This window comes from Psychrobacter sp. Pi2-1, assembly GCF_904846645.1.
Lineage (GTDB): Bacteria > Pseudomonadota > Gammaproteobacteria > Pseudomonadales > Moraxellaceae > Psychrobacter.
Window position 1 is genome coordinate 130,001 of record NZ_CAJHBO010000004.1, and the last position, 25,174, is coordinate 155,174.

Here is a 25,174-nt window from a genome sequence, read left to right on the forward strand (position 1 = left end):
ATTAACCTCTATCACTTAGGAGAGAGATCATGAGCAACATCCCAGCAGAGCTAAAATATATTGCGAGTCACGAGTGGCTACGCCTAGAAGACGACGGTACGATCACTGTTGGTATCACTGACCATGCTCAAGATCTATTGGGTGATGTGGTATTCGTTGAGCTACCAGATGTGGGCGATATCATCGCTGTCGATGACGAAATCTCAGTTGTTGAATCAGTAAAAGCGGCTTCTGACGTTTATGCACCTATTTCAGGTGAAGTGATCGCTATTAACGAAGCACTAGAAGATGATCCTGAAATCATCAACTCTGACCCATACGGCGAAGGTTGGTTCTTCAGAATGAAGCCTGACAACATTGCTGACTACGAAGCACTAATGACTGCTGATGAGTACGAAAGCGACTTATAAGCTAAGCACGTAAGCTAAGCATGCTCTCACAAGGCATTAGCATTTGTAAAACTTTAGCTTATACAAAGCACTAGCCCCGACTAAACATCATAGATACTGGCAACAGCTGGTATCTATACTCTCTATTTAAACGATTTAAAAACCTTTCTCATGAAAAGTATTGGCTCATTGACCATGCTTGTTATTTGAAAGTAGCTTTATATGTAGATCTCCAACAATCATTATCGTCCGATGTTATTGCTACCAAGCGTTATCTCATTGACTCGTATTGATCACCTATTCGAATCCCAATGAATACGTGCTATCAATAACGACGCAAACTGATAACCCAATTCTCAGCATGGATCCTAATATGAATGCCAACACCGATAATAAAGACCCCATTGCTACACCAAACCATACGCCGCAGCTACAAGCCTTCCGTGATATCGTAGAGTCACGCCGTTCCGTGCGCCGTTTTACTGACACACCTATCCCTGATGACGTATTGGCAGACTGTCTGCGTTTGGCCATGCTAGCACCAAACTCTAGCAACCTACAGCCGTGGGAATTTTATGTTATCGATGATGCTGACAATCGCAAACGTGCTGTCAAAAACTGTATGAATCAAAATGCAGCAAAAACATCAGCCCGTTTGATTGCCATCGTTGCTCGTACTGACGTTTGGCATGATCACGCTCAGCAAGTATTGCGCGAATACCCTGATCAGCCAGTGCCTAAGAAAGTGAAAGACTACTACAACAAAGTTGTCACGATGGACTTTTTGCGCGGCCCGGCCAACGTGGTTTCAGCTGCGAAATGGGGCGCAACGCAAGTGGTCAGACGCGTAAAGGGCCCAATCAAATCGCCTTATTATACGTTTGAAGATACCAAAAACTGGGCAACCAATAATACCGCACTTGCCGCCGAAAACCTCATGCTAGCATTACGCGCTCATGGGTTTGATAGCTGTGCTATGGGCGGCTTCGATGAGCCTGCTATGAAACGCCTGCTAGGCTTAGGCGACGATCAGCATATCATTATGATGATTGGCGCAGGTGAACGTGCTGACAATGGCGTTTACAACACCCAGTTCCGTTTTGATCAAAAACAGTTTGTGCATTACGTATAACGTACCGCTCACACTATTCCCTTAATTGCTATTTTGTTTATTACTCCCTTAACCAAGGATTGTCATGACTATCTCTCAAAACCCATCGTTTGATACCTTTCAAGGATTGTTCAACGAAGCTGAATTTGTCTATCGCCACTTAGGTTCGAACGAGACCAAGCAAGCTGACCTACTTAGCGCTGTTGGTTATAAAGATATGCAAAGCTTTATCAATGACACTGTGCCTGAGCCAGTACGTTTGCACAAAGAGTTGGATTTGCCAGTAGCGATGAGTGAGCACGCTGCACTTGCCAAACTACGCACGATGGCAGACGACATCACTGTTAACAAAAGCTATATCGGTCAAGGCTACTCTCCGGTTCGTATGCCTGCGGTCATTCAGCGCAATGTGCTCGAAAATCCAGGCTGGTATACCGCTTATACGCCTTATCAAGCGGAAATCGCTCAAGGTCGTCTAGAAGCACTGCTTAACTTCCAACAAGTATGCATTGATCTAACTGGTCTTGAGTTAGCTGGTGCATCATTGCTTGATGAAGCAACAGCAGCGGCAGAAGCAATGGCCATGTCAAAGCGTGTGAGCAAAAGCAAATCAACGCAGTATTTCGTCGATGAGCGTGTCTATCCACAGACGCTAGATGTTATCAATACTCGTGCGAAATACTTCGGTTGGGAAGTGGTCGTTGGTGATTTTGAAACGGCTAAATCTGGCGACTATTTCGGTGCGCTATTCCAATATGTCGGTGCTGAAGGTGACGTTAAAGACCTAACAGACGTCATCAGTGCAGTAAAAGAAAACAAGACTTACGTCAGTGTCGTCAGTGACATCATGAGCTTGGTACTATTGAAATCACCAGCCGATATGGGTGCCGACGTAGCGCTAGGTAGTACTCAGCGTTTTGGTATTCCAATGGGCTTTGGTGGTCCGCATGCCGCTTACTTTGCGTTCTCTGACAAAGCCAAGCGTTCAGCGCCTGGTCGTATCATTGGCGTATCAAAAGACGCACAAGGCAATACAGCACTACGTATGGCTCTACAAACGCGTGAGCAGCATATCCGCCGCGAAAAAGCCAACTCAAACATCTGTACCTCACAAGTATTACTAGCTAACCTCGCTGGTATGTATGCGGTATATCATGGTCCAGGCGGTGTGAAACGTATTGCTACTCGTATTCATGCGTTTGCCACTGCGTTTGCTGATGCTATCACAGAATCTAACGACAGCAGCTTGAGCGTGGTACATGATCAATTCTTCGATACAGTCGTGGTTGATTGTGGTTCAGAGAAGCTTGCTACTCAAATTTTCAAAAATGCAGACAACGTTGGCTATAACTTATGGCGTCTAAGCGACACCAAATTGAGCGTTGCCTTTAGTGAAACCAGCGATCAGCAAGACTTCAACACCTTGACTCAGCTATTCGTCAACAAGTCACACGATCTACCTGAAACAGCTCGCGTCTCTCTAGATAGCGCACACCTGCGTACGGATGATATCTTGACTCATCCAGTATTCAACTCGCATCATACCGAGCATGAAATGCTACGCTACCTAAAGTCGCTTGAGGACAAAGATTTGGCGATGAACCGCAGCATGATTTCGCTGGGTAGCTGTACCATGAAGCTAAACGCCACCAGTGAGATGCTACCGATTACGTGGCCTGAGTTTGCCAACGTGCATCCTTTTGCACCGCGTGACCAAGTCACTGGCTATATTGCGATGATCGATAGTTTGCAAGATCAATTAAAAGCCATTACTGGTTTTGATGATGTCTCTATGCAGCCAAACTCTGGTGCCTCTGGTGAATATGCTGGTCTGTTAGCGATTCGCCGTTATCATGAGTCATTGGGCGAAACCAATCGTGATGTTTGCTTGATTCCGATGTCAGCGCACGGTACCAACCCTGCTACTGCCATGATGATGGGTATGCAAGTGGTCGTGGTCAAAACTGATGAAAACGGCAACGTTGATATTGATGATCTAACGGCCAAATGTGAAGAATATAGCGATCGCCTAGGTGCGCTAATGATCACTTATCCATCGACGCATGGTGTGTTCGAAGAAGGCATCCGTCATATCTGTGATTTGACTCACAAGCATGGTGGTCAGGTCTATATGGACGGCGCGAACATGAATGCTCAGGTAGGCATGATGCAGCCTGCAGACGTTGGTGCTGATGTACTACACATGAACCTGCACAAAACCTTCTGTATCCCGCATGGCGGCGGCGGTCCAGGCATGGGCCCTATCGGTATGAAGGCGCATTTGGCAACATTTATGGCCAACCATACCTTGAGCCCTGTGCACAATGCACAAAAAGACTGCTCAGCCGTATCAGCAGCACCTTATGGTTCAGCAAGCATCTTACCTATATCATGGATGTATATTGCTATGATGGGCCGCGATGGTCTATTAAAAGCAACGGAGTTGGCATTACTTAACGCCAACTACGTCGCTGCTGAATTAAAAGGTCACTACCCTGTCCTGTATGCAGGCAAAAACGGCCGCGTAGCTCACGAATGTATCATTGATATTCGTCCGTTAAAAGAAGAAACTGGCATCACAGAAAGCGATATCGCTAAGCGCTTGATGGATTATGGTTTCCATTCACCAACGATGAGCTTCCCAGTCGCTGGCACGCTTATGATTGAGCCAACAGAGTCTGAGTCAAAAGAAGAGTTGGATCGCTTTATCAGTGCGTTAAAATCTATCAAAGCTGAAGCCATGAAGGCCAAAGCTGGTGAAGATAACTGGACGCTAGAAGATAACCCATTGGTTAATGCACCGCATACCGCAGCTATGATTACTAGCGAAGAGTGGACGCATCCTTACAGCCGTGAGACTGCTGCATTCCCACTGCCGTATATTCGTGCCAACAAGTTCTGGCCAAGTGTCGCGCGTGTCGATGATGCGTATGGTGATAAGAACCTAATGTGCTCTTGCCCAAGTATCGAAAACTATATGTAATTATCATTTTCGATAGTTATTCTCTGTAGTAAAAAACCTCCAAGTCAGCAGCTGACTTGGAGGTTTTTATTTTGCTGATTTTTTATCTATTATATTAGCAGGTAATATTATCAATAAAATAAACGATAAGAACTCAATGTAATAAAAGCTTATATTGATAATAAGCTATTTATCTTAAATTTCTGAAGCATTGACTTGGATACTGCTATGCGACATAAAGCGCCTAAACACAAAACTCGCGTCATTCTAATCCACGGGCTACATCAAACCCCATGGATCATGCGGCCATTAGCCAAGCGCCTGCAAACAGCAGGATTTGATACCCATCAGTATGGCTACCGTAGTATGCGTGATGGTATCAAAACCAATAGCGCCCGCCTAAATAGCTGGCTAGAAACAAACCATCACCCAGATCATCCAATAGATTTGGTTGGGCATAGTTTGGGTGGTTTGATCATTCGTGATTTTGTCGCTCAGTACCCAAAATGGCAAATTGGACGTTGCGTGACTCTAGGAACACCGCATATAGGCAGTGTGTGTGCAGATTATATCTGGCGACTGACTCCTGCTGTCGTAGGTCGCTCATATGTCGACGCCCTCGACGGCACAGTCGTACCATTGCCCAAACATGTAACGCTAGGCGTTATCGCTGGCAACCGCCCTTATGGTCTAGGTCAGCTGTTTTTGCAATATCATAATCGCAAACTGCGCAAATCTGATAAGCCACCTCTTAACGAGCAACTTGCACATGACGGGACAGTATATATAGAAGAGACGAAGATAAAGGCTGCAGCTGATCATATCATTATGCCAGTCTCACATACTGGCATGCTAGTGAACCCGGAGGTCGCCGAGCAGACTCGATACTTTTTAGAGCATGGACGATTTAAACGCTAAGAGCTGTATGAATAAGAGCTGTATGAATACTTGAGTGTCAGTTTTCAGTCTTATCGAACGATTTTTTGTTAAACGGTGCCTTATCGAACGCTGCTTGGTTGAACGACTCCTTATTGAACACGAATACCCATGCCCTGCTGCAGTTCAGTTTTATGCTTTCTAATGACTGGAATTAAGGTTTTAATAACCCAGTCGTTACGCCAGCCTTTTAGCCCTTGTGGCAGTTCGCTCATGTCTTTATCAAGAGCAACCACTTCATATAATTGTCCTAGCCATTTTTTACGCATCAATACGCTAGCAGGTATACCGATTTCGCGCGCATGCTCATCAATCGCTTGCTGCACTGCTTTTGAGAGTACTTTATTTTTTGAGCGATATGGTGGCACTAGACAGTCTGGATGCTCTGTAGGGGGTAGACTCTTGGCATCTCTAATTACTTTCAGCAGCTCTTCGCCATATAGTCGCAGCATACTACGGTGCATGGTTGTTTTGTGTGCCAGCTCGCGCATACTGTTTGGCTTTTCAGTGACTATCTCACGCACTGCTTGTTTTTTTATGACAAAGGTACGCGGTTGATTGGTCGCACGTGCTAGCTCTTCTCGCCACGTAGCCACACCTTTGAGTATCGCCATTTGCTGTGAGTTATAGCGGTAATCTGCCATCGTTAGATACATCGCTTCATCTTCGACGTGCTGCGAGTCATACAAATCACTAGCATAGAGCTGACAGTCAGCCCAGACATAATCATATAAGCCTTGCGACTTAAGCGCATGCTCGATACTGAGATACAACGCTGGCAGATAACGCACATCATCGATGGCATACTGCTCTTGCTCATCTGTCAACGGGCGCTGTAGCCAATCAGACTGACTATGTTCTTTATCGATATGCATATCTAGCTGATCAGCCAGTGCCTGCTGATACCCCATTTGCAATTGACCCGTCAGATAAGACAACGCTATTTGCGTATCAAAAATATTGGTCAACGGTGGACAGCCAGACAATAGATAAAAAATACCCAAATCTTCGCCGCAGGCATGCCAGATAGCCACATCTACTTTGCGTAGCGCTTCCCACAGCTGAGCCAGTTGCAACTGGGGTGCATCCAGTAGATAAACATGATTACCAGTATTCAGCTGCACGAGTGCCAAGCGCGGGTAATAAGTGTCACGCTTAATAAACTCAGTATCTAAGGCTACGCGTCCACAAGTCGCTAAGGCATCAATAACCTCATCTAAATCGCCTTGCTTACGTACCCATGTAATAGCAACGTCATCAGCAATATCCAATAGTGAATCAATATCTAGCACCTCAGCATCTGGAGTATTAGACACTGACTCAGATGAAGTGGCTGCTGACATTGGCTCAGTATTAGCGGCTTCTTGTAATGAGCCATCATTGATATCAGAAGTATTTGATTGAGCTGAGGCGTTTGAAACGTTATTGGACACGGGCAGATACCTGCATTAATAGGAGAAAATAAAACGCTAAACCGCGCCTTAATAGAATTAAAAGATAAACAATAATAAAGTAATTATAGCAATTCCAAGAAATGAATTGGGTAAGACTTTTAAGCAATCAAAACATTATAAAAAAGAACGATTTTGCATGGCTTGACCAAGCGTCATACTATCCAGATACTCAAGCTCGCCGCCCATCGGGACGCCTTGTGCTAAGCGCGTCACTTTATTGACATGACGACTGACAGCCTCACTAATAAAGTGCGCCGTAGTCTGACCCTCAACCGTCGTACCTGTTGCTAGTATCAGCTCTTCGACAGGTTCTTGCTTCACTCGCCATACGAGCTGATCAATATTTAAGTCGTCGGCGCTGACACCATCAATTGGCGATAGATGCCCGCCCAACACAAAATAACGACCACGGTAACCAGCTGTCTGTTCAATCGCCATCACATCTGCTGCCGTTTCGACCACGCATAGCAGACTGTCATCACGTCTAACATCTTGGCAAAGCGGACATATAGTCTCATCACTAAAGCTATGACAGCGCTGACATTCAACGATATCGCGCATGGCTTCGTCTAGTGCTTGGGCAAGCGCCATGCCTTGCGGGCGTTTTTTACTAAGCAGATGTAATGCCATTCGTTGGGCACTTTTTTGACCCACACCCGGCAATATACGCAGCTGTTTGACCAGCTGATCAAATTTGGCTGTAAGCAAAGTAGCTTCCTTTAGTTGACTTTATTTAACTTAATTTAACTTAATTTAAAAAACCGTAGCTATAAAAATGGGGTCGTATCGTGTCGATAACAACCCCATTTTTGTGTTCAGTCTAAAGTATTTAATGCTTAGAACATGCCTTGCATACCTGGTGGCAGACCCATACCTGAGGTCGCGCCAGCCATGGTTTCTTCGTATAGCTCATCCGCTTGACGCACCGCATCGTTGATAGCCGCAGCGATAAGATCTTCGATCATATCTGGCTCATCTTCTAGCAGACTTGGATCAATAGTCAGACGCTTGACCACATGACGACCAGTCATGGTGACTTTAACCAGACCGCTGCCCGCTTCTGCTTGTACTTCTTTATTCGCGAGCTCTTTTTTAGCGTTTTCAACGTTTGCTTCTACTTTCTTTTGCATCGTTTGTGCTTGTTGCATCAATGCTTGAATGTTCATAGTTGCCTCTTTGTCTTATAATAATACATGGGATCATTTAAAGTTTAAAATAAAATACTGACGGCATTATACCGCTATCTTTACAAACTGTCTAAACCACGCGCCAAATCTTTGATAATATCTTCGACATCTTCCAAACCGACTGATAGACGAATCAGACCGTCTTTGACACCTGCTTCGGCACGAGCCTCAGGGGTGAGGCGGAAGTGCGTGGTGGTCGCAGGATGGGTAATCGTGGTTTTGGCATCGCCCAAGTTATTGGTGATAGAGACCATTTGAGTCGAGTCAATCACATGCCAAGCCGCTTCTTTTGTATCGCGACTATCAGATGCCTTGACTTCAAAACCCATGATAGCACCGTAGCCATCTTTCATATGATGTTGGCGAGTGGCGAGCTCATGTGCAGAATGGTCGCTCAGGCCGGAGAAATGCACCGTACTAACGTTAGGATGATTAACTAAAAATTCTGCGACTTGATTGGCATTTTGGCAATGCGCTTGCATACGGATTTTGAGCGTTTCAAGCCCTTTAGTAAACACCCAAGCATTGAACGGACTCATGCTGATACCGCCTGAGCGTACTACCGTAAACGCTTCTTGCATCAATTTGTCACTACCGACCAATGCACCGCCTAATACGCGACCCTGACCATCCAAATATTTGGTCGCAGAGTGAATCACCACATCGGCACCCAAATCTAATGGGCGCTGCAATGCTGGCGTGGCAAAGCAGTTGTCAACGACCAGTAGTATGTCATTGGCTTTGCACAGCTCGCTCAAATAACCAATATCGCAAATTTGCGCCAATGGATTGCTTGGGCTTTCGCAATAAATCACTTTGGTATTTGGTTGAACGGCGTTGGCCCATGCCTCATTGTCAAAACAGTCCACATAGCTGACTTCAACGCCAAATTTGGCCATATAGTTGTTAAACAGACCGATAGACGAGCCGAATAACTGATTGGCAGCGAGCAGATGGTCGCCCGCTTTTAGATACGCCAAACACATGGTCAAAATCGCACCCATACCAGAGGCCGTTGCAACCGCACGCTCACCGTTTTCTAGCGCGGCGAGACGACGCTCAAAAGTACGGACACTTGGGTTGGTATGACGCGAGTAGACATTCCCTGTCTTTGTACCATCGAAATGGGCGGCGGCATCAGCTGCTGATTGATAAACATAAGAGCTGGTGGTAAAGATCGGCTCTGAATGCTCGCCCTCGTCGGTACGGTGCTGACCTGCTCGCACGGCAATCGTCTGCATACCGTAATCTAATCCTAAATCTAAGGCATCGTTACGCCAGTTTGGATCTAACCCATCGTTTGAGTTTTTTTGGTTCAAATTATTCTCATCTTTCGTTTGCGACTGACTCATAGACGTTCCGTTGCTTTGTTTTGGTTGGTATAAAAGGACTGCTTATTTTTTTGATTATCAAGCAAATTCATCAGCGTTATCATAACATGCCGATTTATTCCACACATCTGGTTTCAGATAATATCTAATTATTAATTTTGCCTATTAAGATAACTGGATGTTCAATATGACAGCCATTATGCAGATTCAACCGACAGTAAATCACGATAAAATCAATCGTCAAACCTAACAAAAATAACGTATTTATAATAGGCAGATATGCTAACAGCTGCTAAGCTTAGCGACGATTTAGATTTTGCCACACATAATACAACAACAGTCTGGTAATTCGTCTAAAAAGAGTGGTTTAAGCACTCTGAATCATTATTTATCAGTACATTTAGGCTCATTAAGGTAAATTCGTTATGTCGATGTTCAGTATAGAACCAAGCAGCTTATCGTTGAGCCTAACCCTAGGACTGACTTTAGGGCTTAGTGCTTGCCAGAGTTTGCCCAAGCAACCACATTTACCGGAAAGCCAAGCACTATCAACACGCGTAGAGGCGCTATATTCAGACGAGCAAACGACGCAAGGTGAGACGATTAAGACCAGCAGCACTGACTTGGTCTCGGCCATTAGTGCGCAGAACGACATCCATCCTGATTTGTCTGGTTATCACCCAATCGTGACCGGAGCGAATGCTTTTGCGGCACGTAGCATCTTGACAGATATGGCCACGCGCAATATTGATGCACAGTACTATATTTGGCATAACGATCAGGCTGGCCAGCTTCTACTAAAAGACTTATGGGACGCGGCTGAGCGCGGCGTGATCGTGCGCTTATTGTTAGATGATTTTAATAACAGTGCCAAGTTCGATCAGCATTTATTACGCTTTGCCAGTCATCCTAACATTGCGGTACGTATCATCAATCCTTTGATGCATCGTAAGTTTCCAACATTGAACTATGTGACTGGTTTGCCACGTATCAATCGCCGCATGCACAATAAGAGCATGACCTTTGATAAGCAAATTACTATCATCGGCGGGCGTAATATCGGCAACGAATACCTTAGTAATGATCAAAGCAGCCAATTTGCAGATTTGGATGTCTTACTTATCGGTAAAGTCGTCGCAGATATTGATAACAGCTTTTATGACTATTGGTCATCGCCTTTATCATTTGATATCGAGACCTTAGCGAAATTTGATGATGACGTCACGCCTGATTTTTTAAAGGCCTTAGATAAGCTCGGTCTGGATGAAGAAAACAACGAAGGCAGCAGCTTGACGGTTTATAAAGCTGCGATCAAAGACTCTACGATTGATAGTGACTTGATTAATAAGCGTGTGCCTTTTCGTTGGACCGACATGCAGTTCTTAAGTGATGATGTGGGCAAACTAAGCAAAACAGTTCCTGCCGATACCAACTTGGTTCATCAGTTGCGTAACTTGCTCGGTAGCCCAACCAAGAAGTTGACGATTATTTCTTCTTATTTTGTACCGACCAAAGATGGGGTCGATACTTTGGTGAAGCTCGCCGAATCTGGCGTTGATATCAAAATATTAACCAACTCATTTGATGCGACCGATGTAACTGCCGTGCATTCTGGTTATAGCCAGTGGCGACCTCGCCTGCTTCGTTCAGGCGTCAAAATATATGAGCTTAAATCAACCGCTGCTGAAGAAAAACGTGATAACAAACTGTGGCGAGCACGTAGTCAATCATCGACCAGTTTGCACGCAAAAACATTCGCAGTAGATGATTATCAAGTCTTTATCGGTTCATACAACGTTGACCCACGCTCTGCCAATATCAATACCGAAATGGGTGTAATCATTAATGATGATGAACTAGCAAGGCAGCTGCATGGGGCGCTGAGTGATGATTTACTAAACCAAGCTTATGAAGTTAAGCTGCTAGACAACGGTAGCTTGGAGTGGCACACCATGGAAGATGGCAAAGAGGTCGTTTACGAATCAGAGCCACGAGTTGATATGGGTGATCATATTTGGCTTACTATCATGTCTTGGCTACCCATCGATTGGCTGCTGTAATATGTAAATTCTTTTCTAAATAGTCCCTAAAATTACAGGATGTGCAGTTTCGCTTCTGGTAAAAGCCAGATCCTGTAATCAAAGTTCTTATTACAACACACACAAAATTACTGTTTCGGCAAATCATTGTTTATATACTTTGATTTGCCGGTTTTTATCATGGCCGATTATCTAAACGATGATCGTCTTAATGGCCACTTTACCCTGTGGAAGCGTGATCTATTATGCCGTCTCGTTCTCAATACGCCTTGATGTCTACAAAAGACAAAAATACCGTTATGTTCGTAAGCTTCATCAGTGCGATCGTCTTTTTTGACTTTTTGATTTACTTATACATTGCAGATATCGTGACCGCTGCGTTTTTTCCTGTTGATACTGACCCCAATGTCGCCAAACTACAAGGACTGGGGCTTTTTGTCATTGGTTACTTAGCTCGTCCGCTTGGGGGTATTCTGTTCGGGCGTTATGGTGATCTCAAAGGTCGAAAACCGACCCTTTTTCTGAGCATAATCGTCACGGCAGGTAGCTTGCTTGCGATGGCCTGTCTGCCTACTTATGCGCAGTGGGGCGCGCTTGCACCTGCGTTATTCATACTGCTGAGAATCATACAAGGTATGGCATTTGGTCTTTACGTACCGTTATCTTGGGTGTTTGTGGCGGAGCATGTGCCTAGGCAGTATTTGTCAGTGGCTTGTAGCTACATTACCGCTAGCTTTTTGGTAGGGGTACTCTTCTCTAATGCGTTTTTTCTGTGGCTGACTGGTTTTATGACCACCGTACAGTTGACTGACTATGGCTGGCGTTTGCCGTTTTTTGTTGGTGCCTTACTAACCTGTCTACCATTGTTGGTATGGCGACTGGTTAAAGAGACCCCATTTTTCTTGGCGTTAGATAAGCCAAAAACTGGTAAGAATTTGGGTAGACCATTTACGGTGTTATTCAAGCGCTGCAAGCATTCTATCTTTGTCAGTATGGTACTGACTCTAGTGATATCTAACATCACCTCCGTCATTGTCCTACTACTGCCAGATTTAATAGAAATCAACTTTACTTTAGACAGTGATTTGTTTAGCTTCTCTCACAGTTTGGGCATCGTATTTATGATTCTTGGCTGTGTCTTTTATGGCATGATCTCGACCCATGAGAACTTTGGTAAAATTTTGGTCATTGGTTCTGTTCTACTTATCGCTCAAACGTTGGCGTTCTTTTATCATTTGCAGGCGGGTGGCGATTATATATTGATTATGTATGCACTTTTGGGATTCTGTGCCGGTATCGTGGGCATGGTCCCTGCCATTTTAGTGCAGCTATTTCCGACCAATGTACGTCTCACAGGTATCGCTTTTTGTTATAATATTACCTACGGTATCGTTGGTGTACTGATCCCCTTTGGTCTTGGTTACGCCACGACGCTTATCAGCTTCTCACCAGCGCTATATATTGCCTTTGTGGGCTCTATCGGTATTATTATGGGGCTTTACTTCTATAATTTGCCCGAATTCAAAAAAATTGATCATGTTATTTTATAAATAATGGATCAGTCACTGATTTGAACAAAGCTTAAAACTAAGGTGCAATGGGATGTCTCATCCATTGCACCTTCTCCATTTATTTAAGACACAAATATTAAGGCTCAATAATCATGGTTGATATGACCAACAAACGCCTCTCAGTAGCTCCTATGATCGACTGGACAACAACAGATTATCGCTACTTTGCACGACTGTTCAACCCGCATACGTATCTATATACCGAGATGATCAGTACTGGTGCATTGATACATGGTAACCGAGCACGGCATCTACGTTTTGATACGCTCGAGCATCCGCTTGTATTACAGCTTGGCGGTGCAGACATCGATGAGATGACGCAGTGTGCTGAGTTTGCTCAGCAGTATGGCTATGATGAAGTCAATATCAACGTCGGTTGTCCCTCAGATCGCGTACAGCACAATAAGATAGGTGCTTGTCTGATGGCCGAGCCTAAGACGGTTGCTGATTTGGTCAAGCATATGCAAGCCGCAGTCGATATTCCTGTGACGGTCAAACATCGTATTGGCATCGATGACTTTGATAGTTATGAGTTTATGGTGGACTTTGTACAGACAGTTGCAGCGGCAGGTTGTACTCGATTTATCGTACATGCGCGTACAGCATGGTTGCAGGGGCTCAGCCCTAAGCAAAACCGCGAGATACCACCGCTACGTTACGATGATGTGTACCGTCTGAAGCAGGATTTTCCTGAGCTGGATATTGAAATCAATGGTGGTATCGATACAATTGAGGACATTAGAACGCATCTACAGCATATCGATGGCGTGATGATTGGTCGGGCGTTTTATCATAACCCGTATCTATTAGCAGAGGCCAATAGCTTATGGAACGAGGCAGCGTCCGAGACAATACCTAAGCGCTCAGAGATTTTAGCGCAGCTTTATCCATATCTCGAAGAACAACTCGCAAAAGGCGAAGCGTTGCCAACAATGACACGGCATTATTTAGGACTCTTCCAAGGTCTGATGGGCGCGCGTAAATGGCGTCAAGCATTGAGCGGTAAACCTCAGCTGACGATTGATGATATTAAGCGAGCTGCCGATGAAGTACTACTATTAAATCCTGATGCATAATCCTAACGCGTAGCCAAATTTTTATATCTAACTATTTCGATATAATTTATATAGTAGCAATCATTGAGGCTAGTATTTCATCTACGCCGCTTGCGCAATATACTGCCACATCGCTGCACCATTATTGACAATGTGCAGTACGATTGGCAGTAGTAGCGAGCCCGACTTAATCCGTGCATAGCAAAATATCAATGCCAACACTACGATAGTACTAATCTCGTATATACCATACTGCACATGGATCACAGCGAATATCAAACTTGTCACAATGCTGGCGACAATCGCCCCATGATTCGCTGAATATGATGATGCCGTAAACTGTTCTTCGATGGCTGACCACAATATACCACGAAAGATAACCTCTTCATAAATTGGTGCGACGATCACCATGGCAAACACCAACAGCCAAACCGAAATGACAGACTGATAGAGTGGATCAACAAACACCAACGGCGTCATATCGAGTACATACGTTAGTGCCTGACTGGCAATCATAAATATCAGTAGCAGCCCAAGCATTCCTATACCCACCGACAGTGAGAACGGCTTTAGTGCTAAATATTGACGCAGGCTGCCACCTTTTAAACGAATGATAAGCACGCTAATTGCCACTAGCAATATACAGCCGATAAGTATAGACAGGCTCACGACCGTTCCATCATTACTACCAAAATAGAATATACGCCCTACCGATGTCCTTTCATCGGCAGGTAATACCAGCTTGCCAGCGATATAGACACCTACCAACTGACTGATAAAAAAAGCAAGCACCATTCCTACTGTTAGCACGAATGTACCCACGCGCGAAAATAGCGGCAGAGACTTAGGTGAGGCAATCGTACTAGATGGAGCAGTTAGATTCTTTGGCATAAAAATGTCACTTAAAAATACTCTGGCAGCTCATATCCATTACAAGCATGACTGATAATATGTTGCATTTATTTTGACAATTGCTGCTTAATCAATCCTAACACCTGCGTTGAGACAGATTCTGGATGCTCAAGTGGGAACATATGCCCTCCTTCGTGAGTCTCATAAGGAATGCCCAAGCGCGATTTTATCTGCTGCGGAAAGCGACGTTTCAAAAATATACTGTCTTGACCAATGATTAAAGTCACAGGCACTTTAGGACCACGATTCGGTGCCAGCCAATACCAAGATGGATTGGTACGGAACACAGCGACTTCGCTGGCTTTAGGGATGGCCAATGTCACTTTGCCATCCGCGCGCTCATGCAAGCCATGATCGATATATCCTTGAAAGCTGCGCTCATCGAAATTCTTAAAAAACCCTTTATGTCGCATTTTATCATATGCTTCATCTCGGCTATCCCACACATCACGGCGATGTTTGGATACGCCAGCTGGTGACAGTTTGTCCATCAGACGGTTATTCATGAGCGGTAATCTGTCTGCTGTCTTTGCCAAATGCCATAACAAACTGACTTTGCCATAAATCCAAGGCGGATCCATAAGCACCGCTTGTGCAAACAGTTCAGGCTGACGATACGTGGCCTGCAACGTACACATAGCCCCAAGCGAATGCCCTACTCCTACTACCTGTGCAACGCCATGCTTTTCGCAGGCTCTGTTTACGCTATCAATAATTTGCTGCGTCAAACTGCGCCAATGATCGTCCACTGGATAATCAGGCGTATCACCCAACATCGCAATATATTCAACCGTAAAGAACTCTGATAGGCCTTCAAAGAACGGCTCATATACCGCACTTGGCATTCCATTAGCATGGGCAAAATGCAGCACAGGTTTATTGGTTATTTTAGAGACAGGCAGTTTAGCAAAGGACTGCAAATTTATTTCATCACTCATGACAGACTCTCGTGGGATCGTTTATGTTATATATTATTTTAATGATTGAACCTGGTACCATTATTAAAACCAATAGCATTAAAAATAACTTCTTCAAAACCAACCATGTTTATATGGCAAGTTTGACGACTATGTTTGATGGTTATAGTTGTATAGCTAATTCAATCAGGCTATCACTTGGGCTAAGGTTTTTTATTTGGTATTGCATACAATTAAGGCTGAGCACAATTATATGCTCAGCCTTAACAATCATACACATTATATCTAAAACATAAAACGCTTAACGCATCTGCCCAGTGTTGCTTTCTTGTGGCAATACATCAAGACTAACGCTAGAGCCAATACCTGCACCTAATTTCACTGCAAAACGATCCATAAACATTTGGAACGGATCAGTTGGGCTATAGCTAATGATCGTATCAAGGTCTAGTTGCTTACTTAGACTCGTGATACTACCTGTTTTGTCTGCCAAACCTAGCTCAATAGACTGCTCACCTGTCCAGAATAGCCCTGAGAACAGTTTGTTTTGTTCAGGATTCTTCAGGCGGTCACCGCGCCCTTCTTTGACAGCGTTGATGAAATGCTTGTGCGTATTTGCTAGTACTTTTTCGACATGGTTTTCTTCATAATCAGTCAACGGACGAGATAAGCTTAAGATATCTTTATACTCACCAGCCGTAATCGTACGATCTTCTACGCCAACTTTGTCCATCAAACCTTTAACGTTATAGCTTGGCATAATGACACCGATAGAACCGACCAAACTTGACGGATTGACATAAATCTCATCTGCGGCAGACGCAATATAATAAGCACCTGACGCACCGATATCACCAATCACCGCATAAAGCTTTTTGTCTGGGTATTCTTGGCGTAAGTCCATCATGGTCTGCCAAATCTCATCAGACTGTACCGGTGAACCGCCAGGTGAGTTGATATCCAATGCCACTGCTTTTGAGTTACTGTTTGCAAAAGCGTCTCTCAAGGCTTCATTAACATCATACGCATTAGCCACATCGTCATTACTGATGACACCTTGCAGCTCAACCACTGCCAAATGTGGATCGCTAGTATCGACTGCGTCCATACCTGTTGGTGCACTGCTACAACCACGACCAAGGGTCAAAAATATCAATAGGATATAACCAAAGGTCAGTAGTTTAAAAAAGATACTCCAGCGACGAGCGCGGCGCTGCTCAACCACACTCGCTAATAACGTGTTTTCCAGCACCTTCCATTCTTGTCCACTTGGCGGGCTTGGTTGCTGCAGTTGCGTTGGCTGATTTGCCGAGTTATCAGGACGTTTGTTAGGGTCTGGTGGCCAGTTGGGCATATAACTTCCTAAGTTAGAAACAATCTAAAACAATAAAATGAGGTTGTCGAGAAATACAGCTAGAACGGTGGTATATACCTGATACTGTCTCACAGTATCTGTAACCTATGTTAATAGTCAGTGACCTGTATTAATAGGCTGCTAAGTATGGTGGTATTTCGATAATGGTTCAATAGTATAACTGTGAAATATCACTATATTGTAACGCTGATAATATAAGCCTTATTTTTCAGGATTAGCAGTCTCGGCATTGGGAATGCTATCAATGTTATTTAGCGATTTAGTTGTTTAGCGATAATGCAGCTTCTAAAGGATTATTATCATAGGTTATAACTTCATCGACTCTCTGACGATTTATGACATCAGCTGTAATCTGCGAGTCACTATGACCAAGCCAACGTGTATTTTTGAATAGCATGTCATCATTATTTGATTCAGCTGAACATAGTAATGACCACAGTTGCCAAACGCGTTGATGAGTAGCAGTATCTAGAATCAAACGCGACTGGGAAAACGCTGACTGTTTGCTAGTTAACTGATTGGTGACTATTTGTGCTTGACGGCTAACAGGTGAATTGGCAGGTAACGAGTTAAGTGGGTCTGCTGCATTGTATCTAAGAACGCGTATAGGCAAGTTAGTATCAAGAGCAATCGTACAATTCCAAACGCTAGCATCACCTATCTCGCTCCAACCAGTGATGGCCTGTACTGACAACTCATCGTTAATCGACTGCCATGTTTTACCTTGCTCACAACGTTGAGCACTGATAGTAGGCGTATCTTCAGACTGCCTAACTGTTTTGTAAGCTTGCTGAAATGCAGACCAACGATCAGAGCGCCCTGCTTGCCAATATTGGCTAATGGTTAAGCGGTCATTTAATTGCGCAACGGTCATCGGTAGTAATTCAGGATTTTCGGTATTATTAGCAATATTCTTACCGTCAAAGATTAACGTATCCGTCAGACCGACCCTGCTACTCTGTACGACAATACTCTCTAACTTATCGACAGATAAAATGCCCAATTGCTGCTTTAAATTTTCAGATAATTTGTCTGCTGTCAGGTTACTTGGCATCGTTCGTGTAGAGGCTGGTCTATGATCAGCTAAGAACAACCAATTGGTACTGTCTTCATTGGCGGTAGGATATTGCAGCAATGCTGCCGTTATATATGAATCACCCGTTGGCAAAATATATAGTGTCGGTACCGTGACGAATGACTGCTGATTAGCATACACTGTCATTATCAGTAACGTTAATGGTGGCAACATCAACCAACGACTGAGTAAACCCCTTGGCAACAGCCAAGGCAATGCACTTAGCAAAGCCATCGATAGTATCGCGATATTAAATGGTGTATAGAGCCATGCATCCGATAGCGCTGGCAATGACGTCAGCCAACTCATCAAATCGTGTAGATGACCAACTATTGTACTAATAATTACCCAAAGAATATCAGCGATACTCGGCATTAAAAGGTAACATAGTCCTGCTAATAGATTGAGCGGTACAATTACCCAACCAAATAGCCCGATAGCAAATAAATTGATAAAAAGTCCCCATAACGACGCCTTACCAAATAAAAGCAACGTAACGGGTAATAAAGTAAGAAACAGCCAAAACTGTAATTTAAACACACGCTTGATCGTTTGCCAAACACGGTTAGATAGCGCGTTATTGATATGAGTACGCGGCTTATCATTGTATAAATTCGTTACAGCAGTAGTCTGATTCTGATACGACTTATCGTCATACTTAAGCAATAACGCCACTGCAATAAAAGACAGCCAATACCCTGCCTGCCATAATACGTAAGGGTCACCCCAAGCCATCAACACAGCTAGAGCCAATAGCACACGCATCGTACTGATAGGAAGCAATGTTAATCTGACAAATCCAATCGCTAATAACATCCAAGCCGTACGGGCAGCAGGTACGTCAAAACCAGTAAATAGCGCATAAATAAAAGCGGCACCAATCATTACCCACCAGCGCACTTGCCAACGCGGAATACGACGATAAATCGCTGAATAATTACGATCAAACAGCAGTACAACTATGCCTGCCAATACAATAGCTAAAAACAGTACGTGCGTGCCTGAAATAGCGAGCAGGTGTGAGATACCGGCCAGTTGATATAAGTCCTTAGTATCACGATTAATTAAGCTACGATCACCCGTAAGCAGACTTAATGTCACGGCTTTTGCTTGTTGCTCTGCTGTCGATTGCGCTGACCAGTCTTGATAGAAATGCTGTCGTAATCGCCAACGTCCTTGATCGATACGAGTACGAAAGTGCTGAAGATATGAATCAAAGTCTAGCGACTGCTTCGAATATTTTTCATCTCTTATTTTATTGCTGATTTCGTTACTGTTTACCAATATAGGACTAACGGCCAAAATATTTGCAACGCTATCAATATGCCGACCTCGTAACCAGCGATAACTGTCAAAACCAGTAGGGTTATTGACTGCTTGCTCAGAAGTAGCCAATGGCGCCAGTGCTAGGCTCATGAATACCTCATCACCGGGCTGCAAATCGTTTAAGGATGTAAGCTGATTATCATTTGCAGACTTTCTTGGATAGGCGTTAAGTAGGACTCGGTGTTCGCTAACTTTGATATTAATTTCATTGGAATTAACATTGTAATTTCTGCTTAGGCTATTTTTATTTGCATCTAAGTAGTCGGATGTTTTAGTTTCTAATTCTATCGGCGTCAGCTCAGCGACCAATGGAGTGATATTCGTTATTACCGCTACTTGGCGATAACCGCTATCTGTAGCGGCATCATAAACACTGTCGCTCAACCCTTCAATACGCACGAGCGCTTGTACTCGTATCGGAGCAGTTATTTCAGTGGTTTCTGCTTGTTGATGAGTAACTAAAGCTTGCAGTGCACTGCCTATCACCAGCGCAGTCGCTAACAAAGCTAAGACCAAGTATCTAATAATTCGGAAAGGAAGTTTAGTATGACGAGATGCGTTATTAAAGGTACTGTTATCAGCGCTGTGGCTGTCTATCGGGGGTATGTTGAATTGAGCAGAAGCCAACAGAAATATAGCAAATACAATCAGCGTCAACGACAGATTAGACGTACCAACTGTCTCTAGCAAGGATAAGTCAGTTGGCAATATAACATTATCTGCGACTGCCAATACGCCCATCATAACTATAATTATGAGGCTACCAATTAACCAGTACACCAGCACTCCTTGCTTGATGACTTAAATATTATTCGGCCAAATATGGTTACTTACTATAGCAAATGGCACGCGATGCAATAGCATTTATATTTATATTACCCTATACTGAGGCAACGTATTAGATGGTAACTATCTGACACCACTATTCTGTGTGTTCTAACCTTTATCCTACTCACCATATATTACTTTATACCAGCTTCTCAATACCATTGAGTAGACTGTAGTTAATGATTAAAGGCGATCCTGTGCCCCAAAAACGTCTAAAAGACCTACTTCCTACACCTGAGAAAATCTTAGAAAGTCGCACTTTAAAGCTGTTTGCACCGCACTTGGCTGATCCAAGGTTATGGCATTTCAATCGACACAGCCTAAATAAGGCTGTCTATATCGGTGTACTAAGTGCATTTTTTCCGCTGCCAGGACAGATGTTACTGGCACTTATTGGCTCGCTTATTTTTCGTGCCAATGTCCCTATGGCGCTTGGTTTGACATGGATTACTAACCCAGTCACTAGCTTGCCAATCTTTTATGCTGGATACTATATCGGTGCAAAGATCATTGATGCACCTGTGATTAGCTTGCGATTCATCGGTAGAATGATTGCTGATTTTAGCTTATGGGCATTATCAAACGGTGCCAATCCGTTCATTACTTATCGCGGTACAGTATCGCTTGCTGCATTTTGTATCGGGCTAACGATTTTGGCCGTGGTCACCAGTCTTATTTGCGGTTTGGCATTTAAGGCCATTTGGCGTTATAAAACCGTGGCGAGCTGGCAGAAACGTCAGCAGAAACCTTCTGACGAATCTGACAAGTTATAAGGCAATTTATCTTTGTTATACGCTTATAACGCTTACGCCCTAGATAAACTAAGCTAGCGCAGCTTATTCTTCTTTACTGTTCTCTATAGCATTTAAGACTTTGTCAGTGAAATCCCTATCCATCGGTACGATCTCAATGACTTCATCATTTTTGCAGAGCGTATAACGCTTACCTGTCGCGCTGTCTTGAACTTTTAGGTCGTAATCAACCCCAGCCAAAGTGATGGCATCAAATACAGGTGTTAGTAGCTCAGTTTGCGCCTGTCTATCGAGCGTTTCAAATAAAGTTGGATCGATGTAAGGCTTTAACGGCTCATCACCCTCTTCCGCACTGCCAAAAGCCGCAATTGGATTATCATCTTCACGCATTTTACGCATCCTTATAAAATAGATAAGGCGGCTGGCTCACAACCGCTTAATCGCTAGTTTCTATGATATATTTTCTTAATAATACAACAATAAACCTTTAACGTAACAGTCCTAAAAAACACAAACAGATGGCGTTTCGGTCAGTTTTTCAACCTAATACACAAAATTATTAATACTGTTCCCAATGCCCATTGCGTAGCAACAACTGACGATCAGCAAGCGCTGCCAAATTACGGTCATGCGTCACCATAAGTAGCGCCGTTTGCATGGTGCTTTGTAGCTCTGATAACAGGCCAAAGACGCTCTGCGCATTATCATAGTCCAAGTTACCTGTTGGCTCGTCCGCCAAAATAAGCGATGGCTTAGTCACTAGCGCGCGTGCAATTGCCACACGTTGGCGCTCGCCACCTGATAGCTCACCTGGTCTATGCATCAAACGATGCTCAAGACCGACATTTTCTAGAATCTCAACTGCCTGCTTACGAGCATCAGTCGTTGATACTTCTGGACGCATGAGCAATGGCATGGCTACGTTTTCGATTGCTGTAAATTCTGCTAGCAGATGGTGAAACTGATAAATAAAGCCCAAATGCTTGTTGCGCATAGCTCCGCGCTCAGTTTCATTCATGCTATTTAATAACTGACCGTGCAACCAAACTTCACCACTGGTTGGCGTATCTAGACCACCAAGCAAATGTAGCAACGTACTTTTACCTGAACCGCTAGTTCCAACGATAGCGATGCGCTCACCCGCATGAACAGTCAGATCAAGACCAGTCAATACTTGCGTACTGACCGCGCCTTCATCATATATCTTATTGATATTGGTCGCCTCTAAAATGGCAGACATAGCGCTTCCTTTATTTTATTTATTTCGGTATTTATTTCGACAATTAGGCGTTTGGGATTACTCATAGCGTAGCGTTTGAGCAGGCTGAATCTTAGCCGCTCGGCGCGCTGGATAAATTGTAGCCAAAAAGCTCAGTACAAATGATGCACCTGTGATTAATACCACGTCTAACAAACGCAACTGCGATGGCAAGTAATTGACAAAATACGCATCAAACAGGTTCAGACCAAAGGCTTGATTAATAAAGCCTAAAATATCGCTGACCGTAAGCGCAAATATCACACCCAGTATCGTACCAGCAATAGTACCGATAACACCGATGACCACACCTTGTACCATAAAGACTTGCGTAATCAAGCGAGGAGACGCACCAAAAGTTTTTAAGATTGCGATATCTGCTTTTTTATCGGTTACTAGCATGACCAGACTTGAGACAATGTTAAAAGCAGCAACTAAGATAATCAAAAATAGTAATAACCCGACCATGGCTTTTTCCATTTGAATAGCCCCAAACAGATTGCCATGAGTTTGTGTCCAGTCATTTGGATATAGCTTTTCAGGTGCGATAGCAGCCGCTTTTTCCGCAGCTATCGGCGCAGTAAAGATGTCGTTAAGCTTCATGCGTACGCCCTGCGCGCCTTCTGGCAAACGCAGTAATTTTGCCGCATCTCCCATCGGGATAAACGCCATGAGACTGTCTACTTCTGGGCTGATCGTAAAGATACCTGTCAGAGTAAATCGCTTAAATCGCGGTATCACGCCTGCTGGTGATGGCGACGCTTCTGGCAATACCAGCGTCACTTTATCCCCTATTTGCAGACCTAAAGACTGCACCATCTCCTCGCCCAACACGATACTGAAGTCACCACTTTTCAGGGTGTCAATACTACCTTCAATCATATGCTCGTTAATGATGGAGACGTTTTTCTCATATTCAGGCTCGACGCCTGTCACCATGATACCTGCGACCTGACCATTTGATGTCAGCATCCCTTGCAGTTGAATGAATGGTGCCACAGCTGCCACTTCTGGGTCTTCTTTGATCTGATCAGCGAGCTGTTCCCAGTCGCCAATAATTTCTGATGAGACCACAGTAGCCTGCGGTACCATTCCCAAAATACGGGTTTTCAGTTCACGGTCAAAGCCGTTCATCACTGATAGCACCGTAATCAATACGGCAACCCCAAGCGTCAGACCAATCATCGAGATGAGAGATATAAAGGAGATAAAGCCATTACTACGTTCTGCTCGGGTATATCGTAAGCCGATAAATAACGCTAAAGGACGAAACATATTCAAACTCTTTATCTTATCTACGTGCGACTTTATATAGGTTGCATAACGAGCAGTAGTAAATGCATCATACAGTTGCTACTACTCACATATAAATCAAACACAAAAACAGGGTGTCAGACGAGCCAATAACAGCTGTCAAAAGGGAGCTAGTTTGACACAAACTAGCTGATATGTGCCAGTCATTAGCAACAACTGAGAGTATTTTTTACCAAAAAACTGGGTTTTGTTATTATTTTTTATAGGGGGCTTGCTATTAGCTGTACCAATACCTATATATTATATGCTAAAGACAATTGTCATTAACCCCTCATTGAGGTTTCTGATCTTTTACTGGCTAGGCTGCTGACCATCATAAACCAATCATTTAAAATGTTGGATGGTACACAAGCAAATATAGTATTAGATACAAACCTCACGCTGACTTAATTTTGAGTATTTTCATGACCATAAATTATCAATACAAAAACATTCAATCTCCCACCAAGATTACGTTGACCGATGAGCAGTCTGCAGGTCACGCCGATCACTGGCGTATTCTGACCGATGATATGAGTCATGATGTGCCTGAGTGGCTACAAAAAATGATTGAAGTCGCAGCGATGCCTAAAGGCCTGAACAACAACGTTAGTGCAAAAGACAGCTGCCTGCTTTTATCAGAAGATCAGCCTTGCCATATTAATCAAGTGCTCGCGATGAAGGATGGTAAGCCAGAATGCTTTATCAATGCCTATCCTTGTGTCGATAGTCCTTACGGATTGAACTGCAAAATTGAGCGTGTCATCGCTAATGACAACTCGCATGATGCAGTGTTGCGCTTACGTACTGCTGATGGCAGCATTATTTATGCGTTTGATCAACTCTATACGACTAATCGCCATCTCTATCAACGCGACACCTCTTACTATGTGAACTTTAGTGCTTGGGCGCACGAAATTAAGCTAAGCGAGCAAAACGAAGTCATCATGGTCGAAGATCAAGAGTCTATCCGTTATCATCGTGCCTTTAATGACATCGTGGCAGCAAATGACGGAAAAATCCCTGATGATCTGCAAGAGCAAATCAGTGAATGGAAACCTGAAACCAAAGAGCAAATGGCACCTGTTGAGATTAATTTAGGCCATATGTGCGCTTACTTGTTTGGCGATACGCTAGGACAAGAAGATGAAGCTTGGTGTCAGGGGCAAGTGCTTGGCAAGCAAGAAACCGTGTTTAACGGTAAATCTATCATATTGTTTGATGTGGTAACGCTACGTGAGCAAGATGCAGATCCTTTTGTAGTGCGTATTGGTGCGCTCAACACTGCTGAAACCAATAGCATCAAAGTACATGACTACGTTCAAGCGAACGTATGGCTACAAGCAGCGATATACAAAGAAAACCAATCAAATGTGACGCAGCAATCAAAAGCTAGCTAGCCT

General features: G+C 43.8%; 20 protein-coding genes. 9 read left to right on the plus strand and 11 right to left on the minus strand.

Annotated features, from left to right (window positions below; translation table 11 throughout):
• Positions 1–29 precede the first annotated feature (29 nt).
• From gcvH to JMX91_RS04180, 4 genes are all read left to right on the plus strand, one after another.
• The gene (gcvH, locus tag JMX91_RS04165; RefSeq protein WP_057760766.1) at positions 30–410 is read left to right on the plus strand and encodes a glycine cleavage system protein GcvH; all 381 of its coding nucleotides are present in this window, start codon (positions 30–32) and stop codon (positions 408–410) included.
• A 352-nt stretch (positions 411–762) separates the two neighbouring features.
• On the plus strand, positions 763–1,521 hold the full coding sequence (locus JMX91_RS04170; RefSeq protein ID WP_201547807.1) for a nitroreductase family protein: 759 nt from the start codon (positions 763–765) through the stop codon (positions 1,519–1,521).
• A 64-nt stretch (positions 1,522–1,585) separates the two neighbouring features.
• Entirely contained in the window at positions 1,586–4,483 is a 2,898-nt protein-coding gene (gene gcvP, locus JMX91_RS04175; protein WP_191113874.1) for an aminomethyl-transferring glycine dehydrogenase, read from the plus strand.
• A gap of 207 nt (positions 4,484–4,690) precedes the next feature.
• The gene (locus JMX91_RS04180) at positions 4,691–5,380 is read left to right on the plus strand and encodes an esterase/lipase family protein (RefSeq protein WP_201547809.1); all 690 of its coding nucleotides are present in this window, start codon (positions 4,691–4,693) and stop codon (positions 5,378–5,380) included.
• Positions 5,381–5,490: 110 nt separating this feature from the next.
• On the opposite strand, the gene JMX91_RS04185 is transcribed toward JMX91_RS04180, so the two are convergent.
• The 4 genes from JMX91_RS04185 to JMX91_RS04200 form a co-directional block, all read right to left on the minus strand.
• Complete coding sequence (locus JMX91_RS04185) at positions 5,491–6,831, minus strand: ribonuclease D (protein ID WP_227679263.1); 1,341 nt, start codon at positions 6,829–6,831, stop codon at positions 5,491–5,493.
• Between the two features lie 135 nt (positions 6,832–6,966).
• The gene (gene recR, locus JMX91_RS04190; protein WP_201547811.1) at positions 6,967–7,560 is read right to left on the minus strand and encodes a recombination mediator RecR; all 594 of its coding nucleotides are present in this window, start codon (positions 7,558–7,560) and stop codon (positions 6,967–6,969) included.
• Between the two features lie 128 nt (positions 7,561–7,688).
• Positions 7,689–8,018 (minus strand): YbaB/EbfC family nucleoid-associated protein, encoded by a 330-nt coding sequence (locus tag JMX91_RS04195; RefSeq protein ID WP_025651278.1) that lies wholly within the window; start codon positions 8,016–8,018, stop codon positions 7,689–7,691.
• Between the two features lie 80 nt (positions 8,019–8,098).
• Positions 8,099–9,391: an O-succinylhomoserine sulfhydrylase gene (locus tag JMX91_RS04200; protein ID WP_201547813.1), complete on the minus strand. Its 1,293-nt coding sequence runs from the start codon at positions 9,389–9,391 to the stop codon at positions 8,099–8,101.
• A gap of 404 nt (positions 9,392–9,795) precedes the next feature.
• On the opposite strand from JMX91_RS04200, the gene JMX91_RS04205 reads away from it, so the two are divergent.
• The 3 genes from JMX91_RS04205 to dusA all read left to right on the plus strand — a co-directional run bounded on the left by JMX91_RS04205 (position 9,796) and on the right by dusA (position 14,056).
• Positions 9,796–11,430, plus strand: coding sequence for a phospholipase D family protein (locus JMX91_RS04205; RefSeq protein ID WP_201547814.1), 1,635 nt, complete (start codon positions 9,796–9,798; stop codon positions 11,428–11,430).
• Positions 11,431–11,654: 224 nt separating this feature from the next.
• Positions 11,655–12,959 (plus strand): MFS transporter, encoded by a 1,305-nt coding sequence (locus JMX91_RS04210; RefSeq protein ID WP_160021341.1) that lies wholly within the window; start codon positions 11,655–11,657, stop codon positions 12,957–12,959.
• A 113-nt stretch (positions 12,960–13,072) separates the two neighbouring features.
• Positions 13,073–14,056, plus strand: coding sequence for a tRNA dihydrouridine(20/20a) synthase DusA (dusA, locus tag JMX91_RS04215; RefSeq protein ID WP_201547816.1), 984 nt, complete (start codon positions 13,073–13,075; stop codon positions 14,054–14,056).
• A gap of 81 nt (positions 14,057–14,137) precedes the next feature.
• Here dusA and JMX91_RS04220 read toward each other — a convergent pair whose 3' ends face one another.
• From JMX91_RS04220 to JMX91_RS04235, 4 genes are all read right to left on the minus strand, one after another.
• Positions 14,138–14,926 carry a CPBP family intramembrane glutamic endopeptidase gene (locus tag JMX91_RS04220; protein WP_227679264.1) on the minus strand — a complete coding sequence of 263 codons (789 nt, stop codon included), beginning with the start codon at positions 14,924–14,926 and terminating at the stop codon, positions 14,138–14,140.
• Between the two features lie 68 nt (positions 14,927–14,994).
• Positions 14,995–15,885, minus strand: coding sequence for an alpha/beta fold hydrolase (locus tag JMX91_RS04225; RefSeq protein WP_201547818.1), 891 nt, complete (start codon positions 15,883–15,885; stop codon positions 14,995–14,997).
• A gap of 280 nt (positions 15,886–16,165) precedes the next feature.
• On the minus strand, positions 16,166–17,218 hold the full coding sequence (gene sppA / locus JMX91_RS04230; RefSeq protein WP_201547820.1) for a signal peptide peptidase SppA: 1,053 nt from the start codon (positions 17,216–17,218) through the stop codon (positions 16,166–16,168).
• A gap of 280 nt (positions 17,219–17,498) precedes the next feature.
• Complete coding sequence (locus JMX91_RS04235; RefSeq protein ID WP_201547822.1) at positions 17,499–20,420, minus strand: ComEC/Rec2 family competence protein; 2,922 nt, start codon at positions 20,418–20,420, stop codon at positions 17,499–17,501.
• A 245-nt stretch (positions 20,421–20,665) separates the two neighbouring features.
• On the opposite strand from JMX91_RS04235, the gene JMX91_RS04240 reads away from it, so the two are divergent.
• Positions 20,666–21,241: a DUF2062 domain-containing protein gene (locus JMX91_RS04240; protein ID WP_227522947.1), complete on the plus strand. Its 576-nt coding sequence runs from the start codon at positions 20,666–20,668 to the stop codon at positions 21,239–21,241.
• Between the two features lie 63 nt (positions 21,242–21,304).
• Here JMX91_RS04240 and JMX91_RS04245 read toward each other — a convergent pair whose 3' ends face one another.
• The 3 genes from JMX91_RS04245 to JMX91_RS04255 form a co-directional block, all read right to left on the minus strand.
• Positions 21,305–21,610 carry a hypothetical protein gene (locus JMX91_RS04245; protein ID WP_101205708.1) on the minus strand — a complete coding sequence of 102 codons (306 nt, stop codon included), beginning with the start codon at positions 21,608–21,610 and terminating at the stop codon, positions 21,305–21,307.
• Positions 21,611–21,779: 169 nt separating this feature from the next.
• A complete protein-coding gene (gene lolD, locus JMX91_RS04250) occupies positions 21,780–22,460 on the minus strand; it encodes a lipoprotein-releasing ABC transporter ATP-binding protein LolD (protein WP_057760792.1) in 681 nt (226 codons plus the stop codon).
• Positions 22,461–22,517: 57 nt separating this feature from the next.
• Positions 22,518–23,753: a lipoprotein-releasing ABC transporter permease subunit gene (locus JMX91_RS04255; RefSeq protein ID WP_102092330.1), complete on the minus strand. Its 1,236-nt coding sequence runs from the start codon at positions 23,751–23,753 to the stop codon at positions 22,518–22,520.
• A 443-nt stretch (positions 23,754–24,196) separates the two neighbouring features.
• On the opposite strand from JMX91_RS04255, the gene JMX91_RS04260 reads away from it, so the two are divergent.
• Positions 24,197–25,171 carry a hypothetical protein gene (locus JMX91_RS04260; RefSeq protein ID WP_201547824.1) on the plus strand — a complete coding sequence of 325 codons (975 nt, stop codon included), beginning with the start codon at positions 24,197–24,199 and terminating at the stop codon, positions 25,169–25,171.
• Positions 25,172–25,174: the final 3 nt, after the last annotated feature.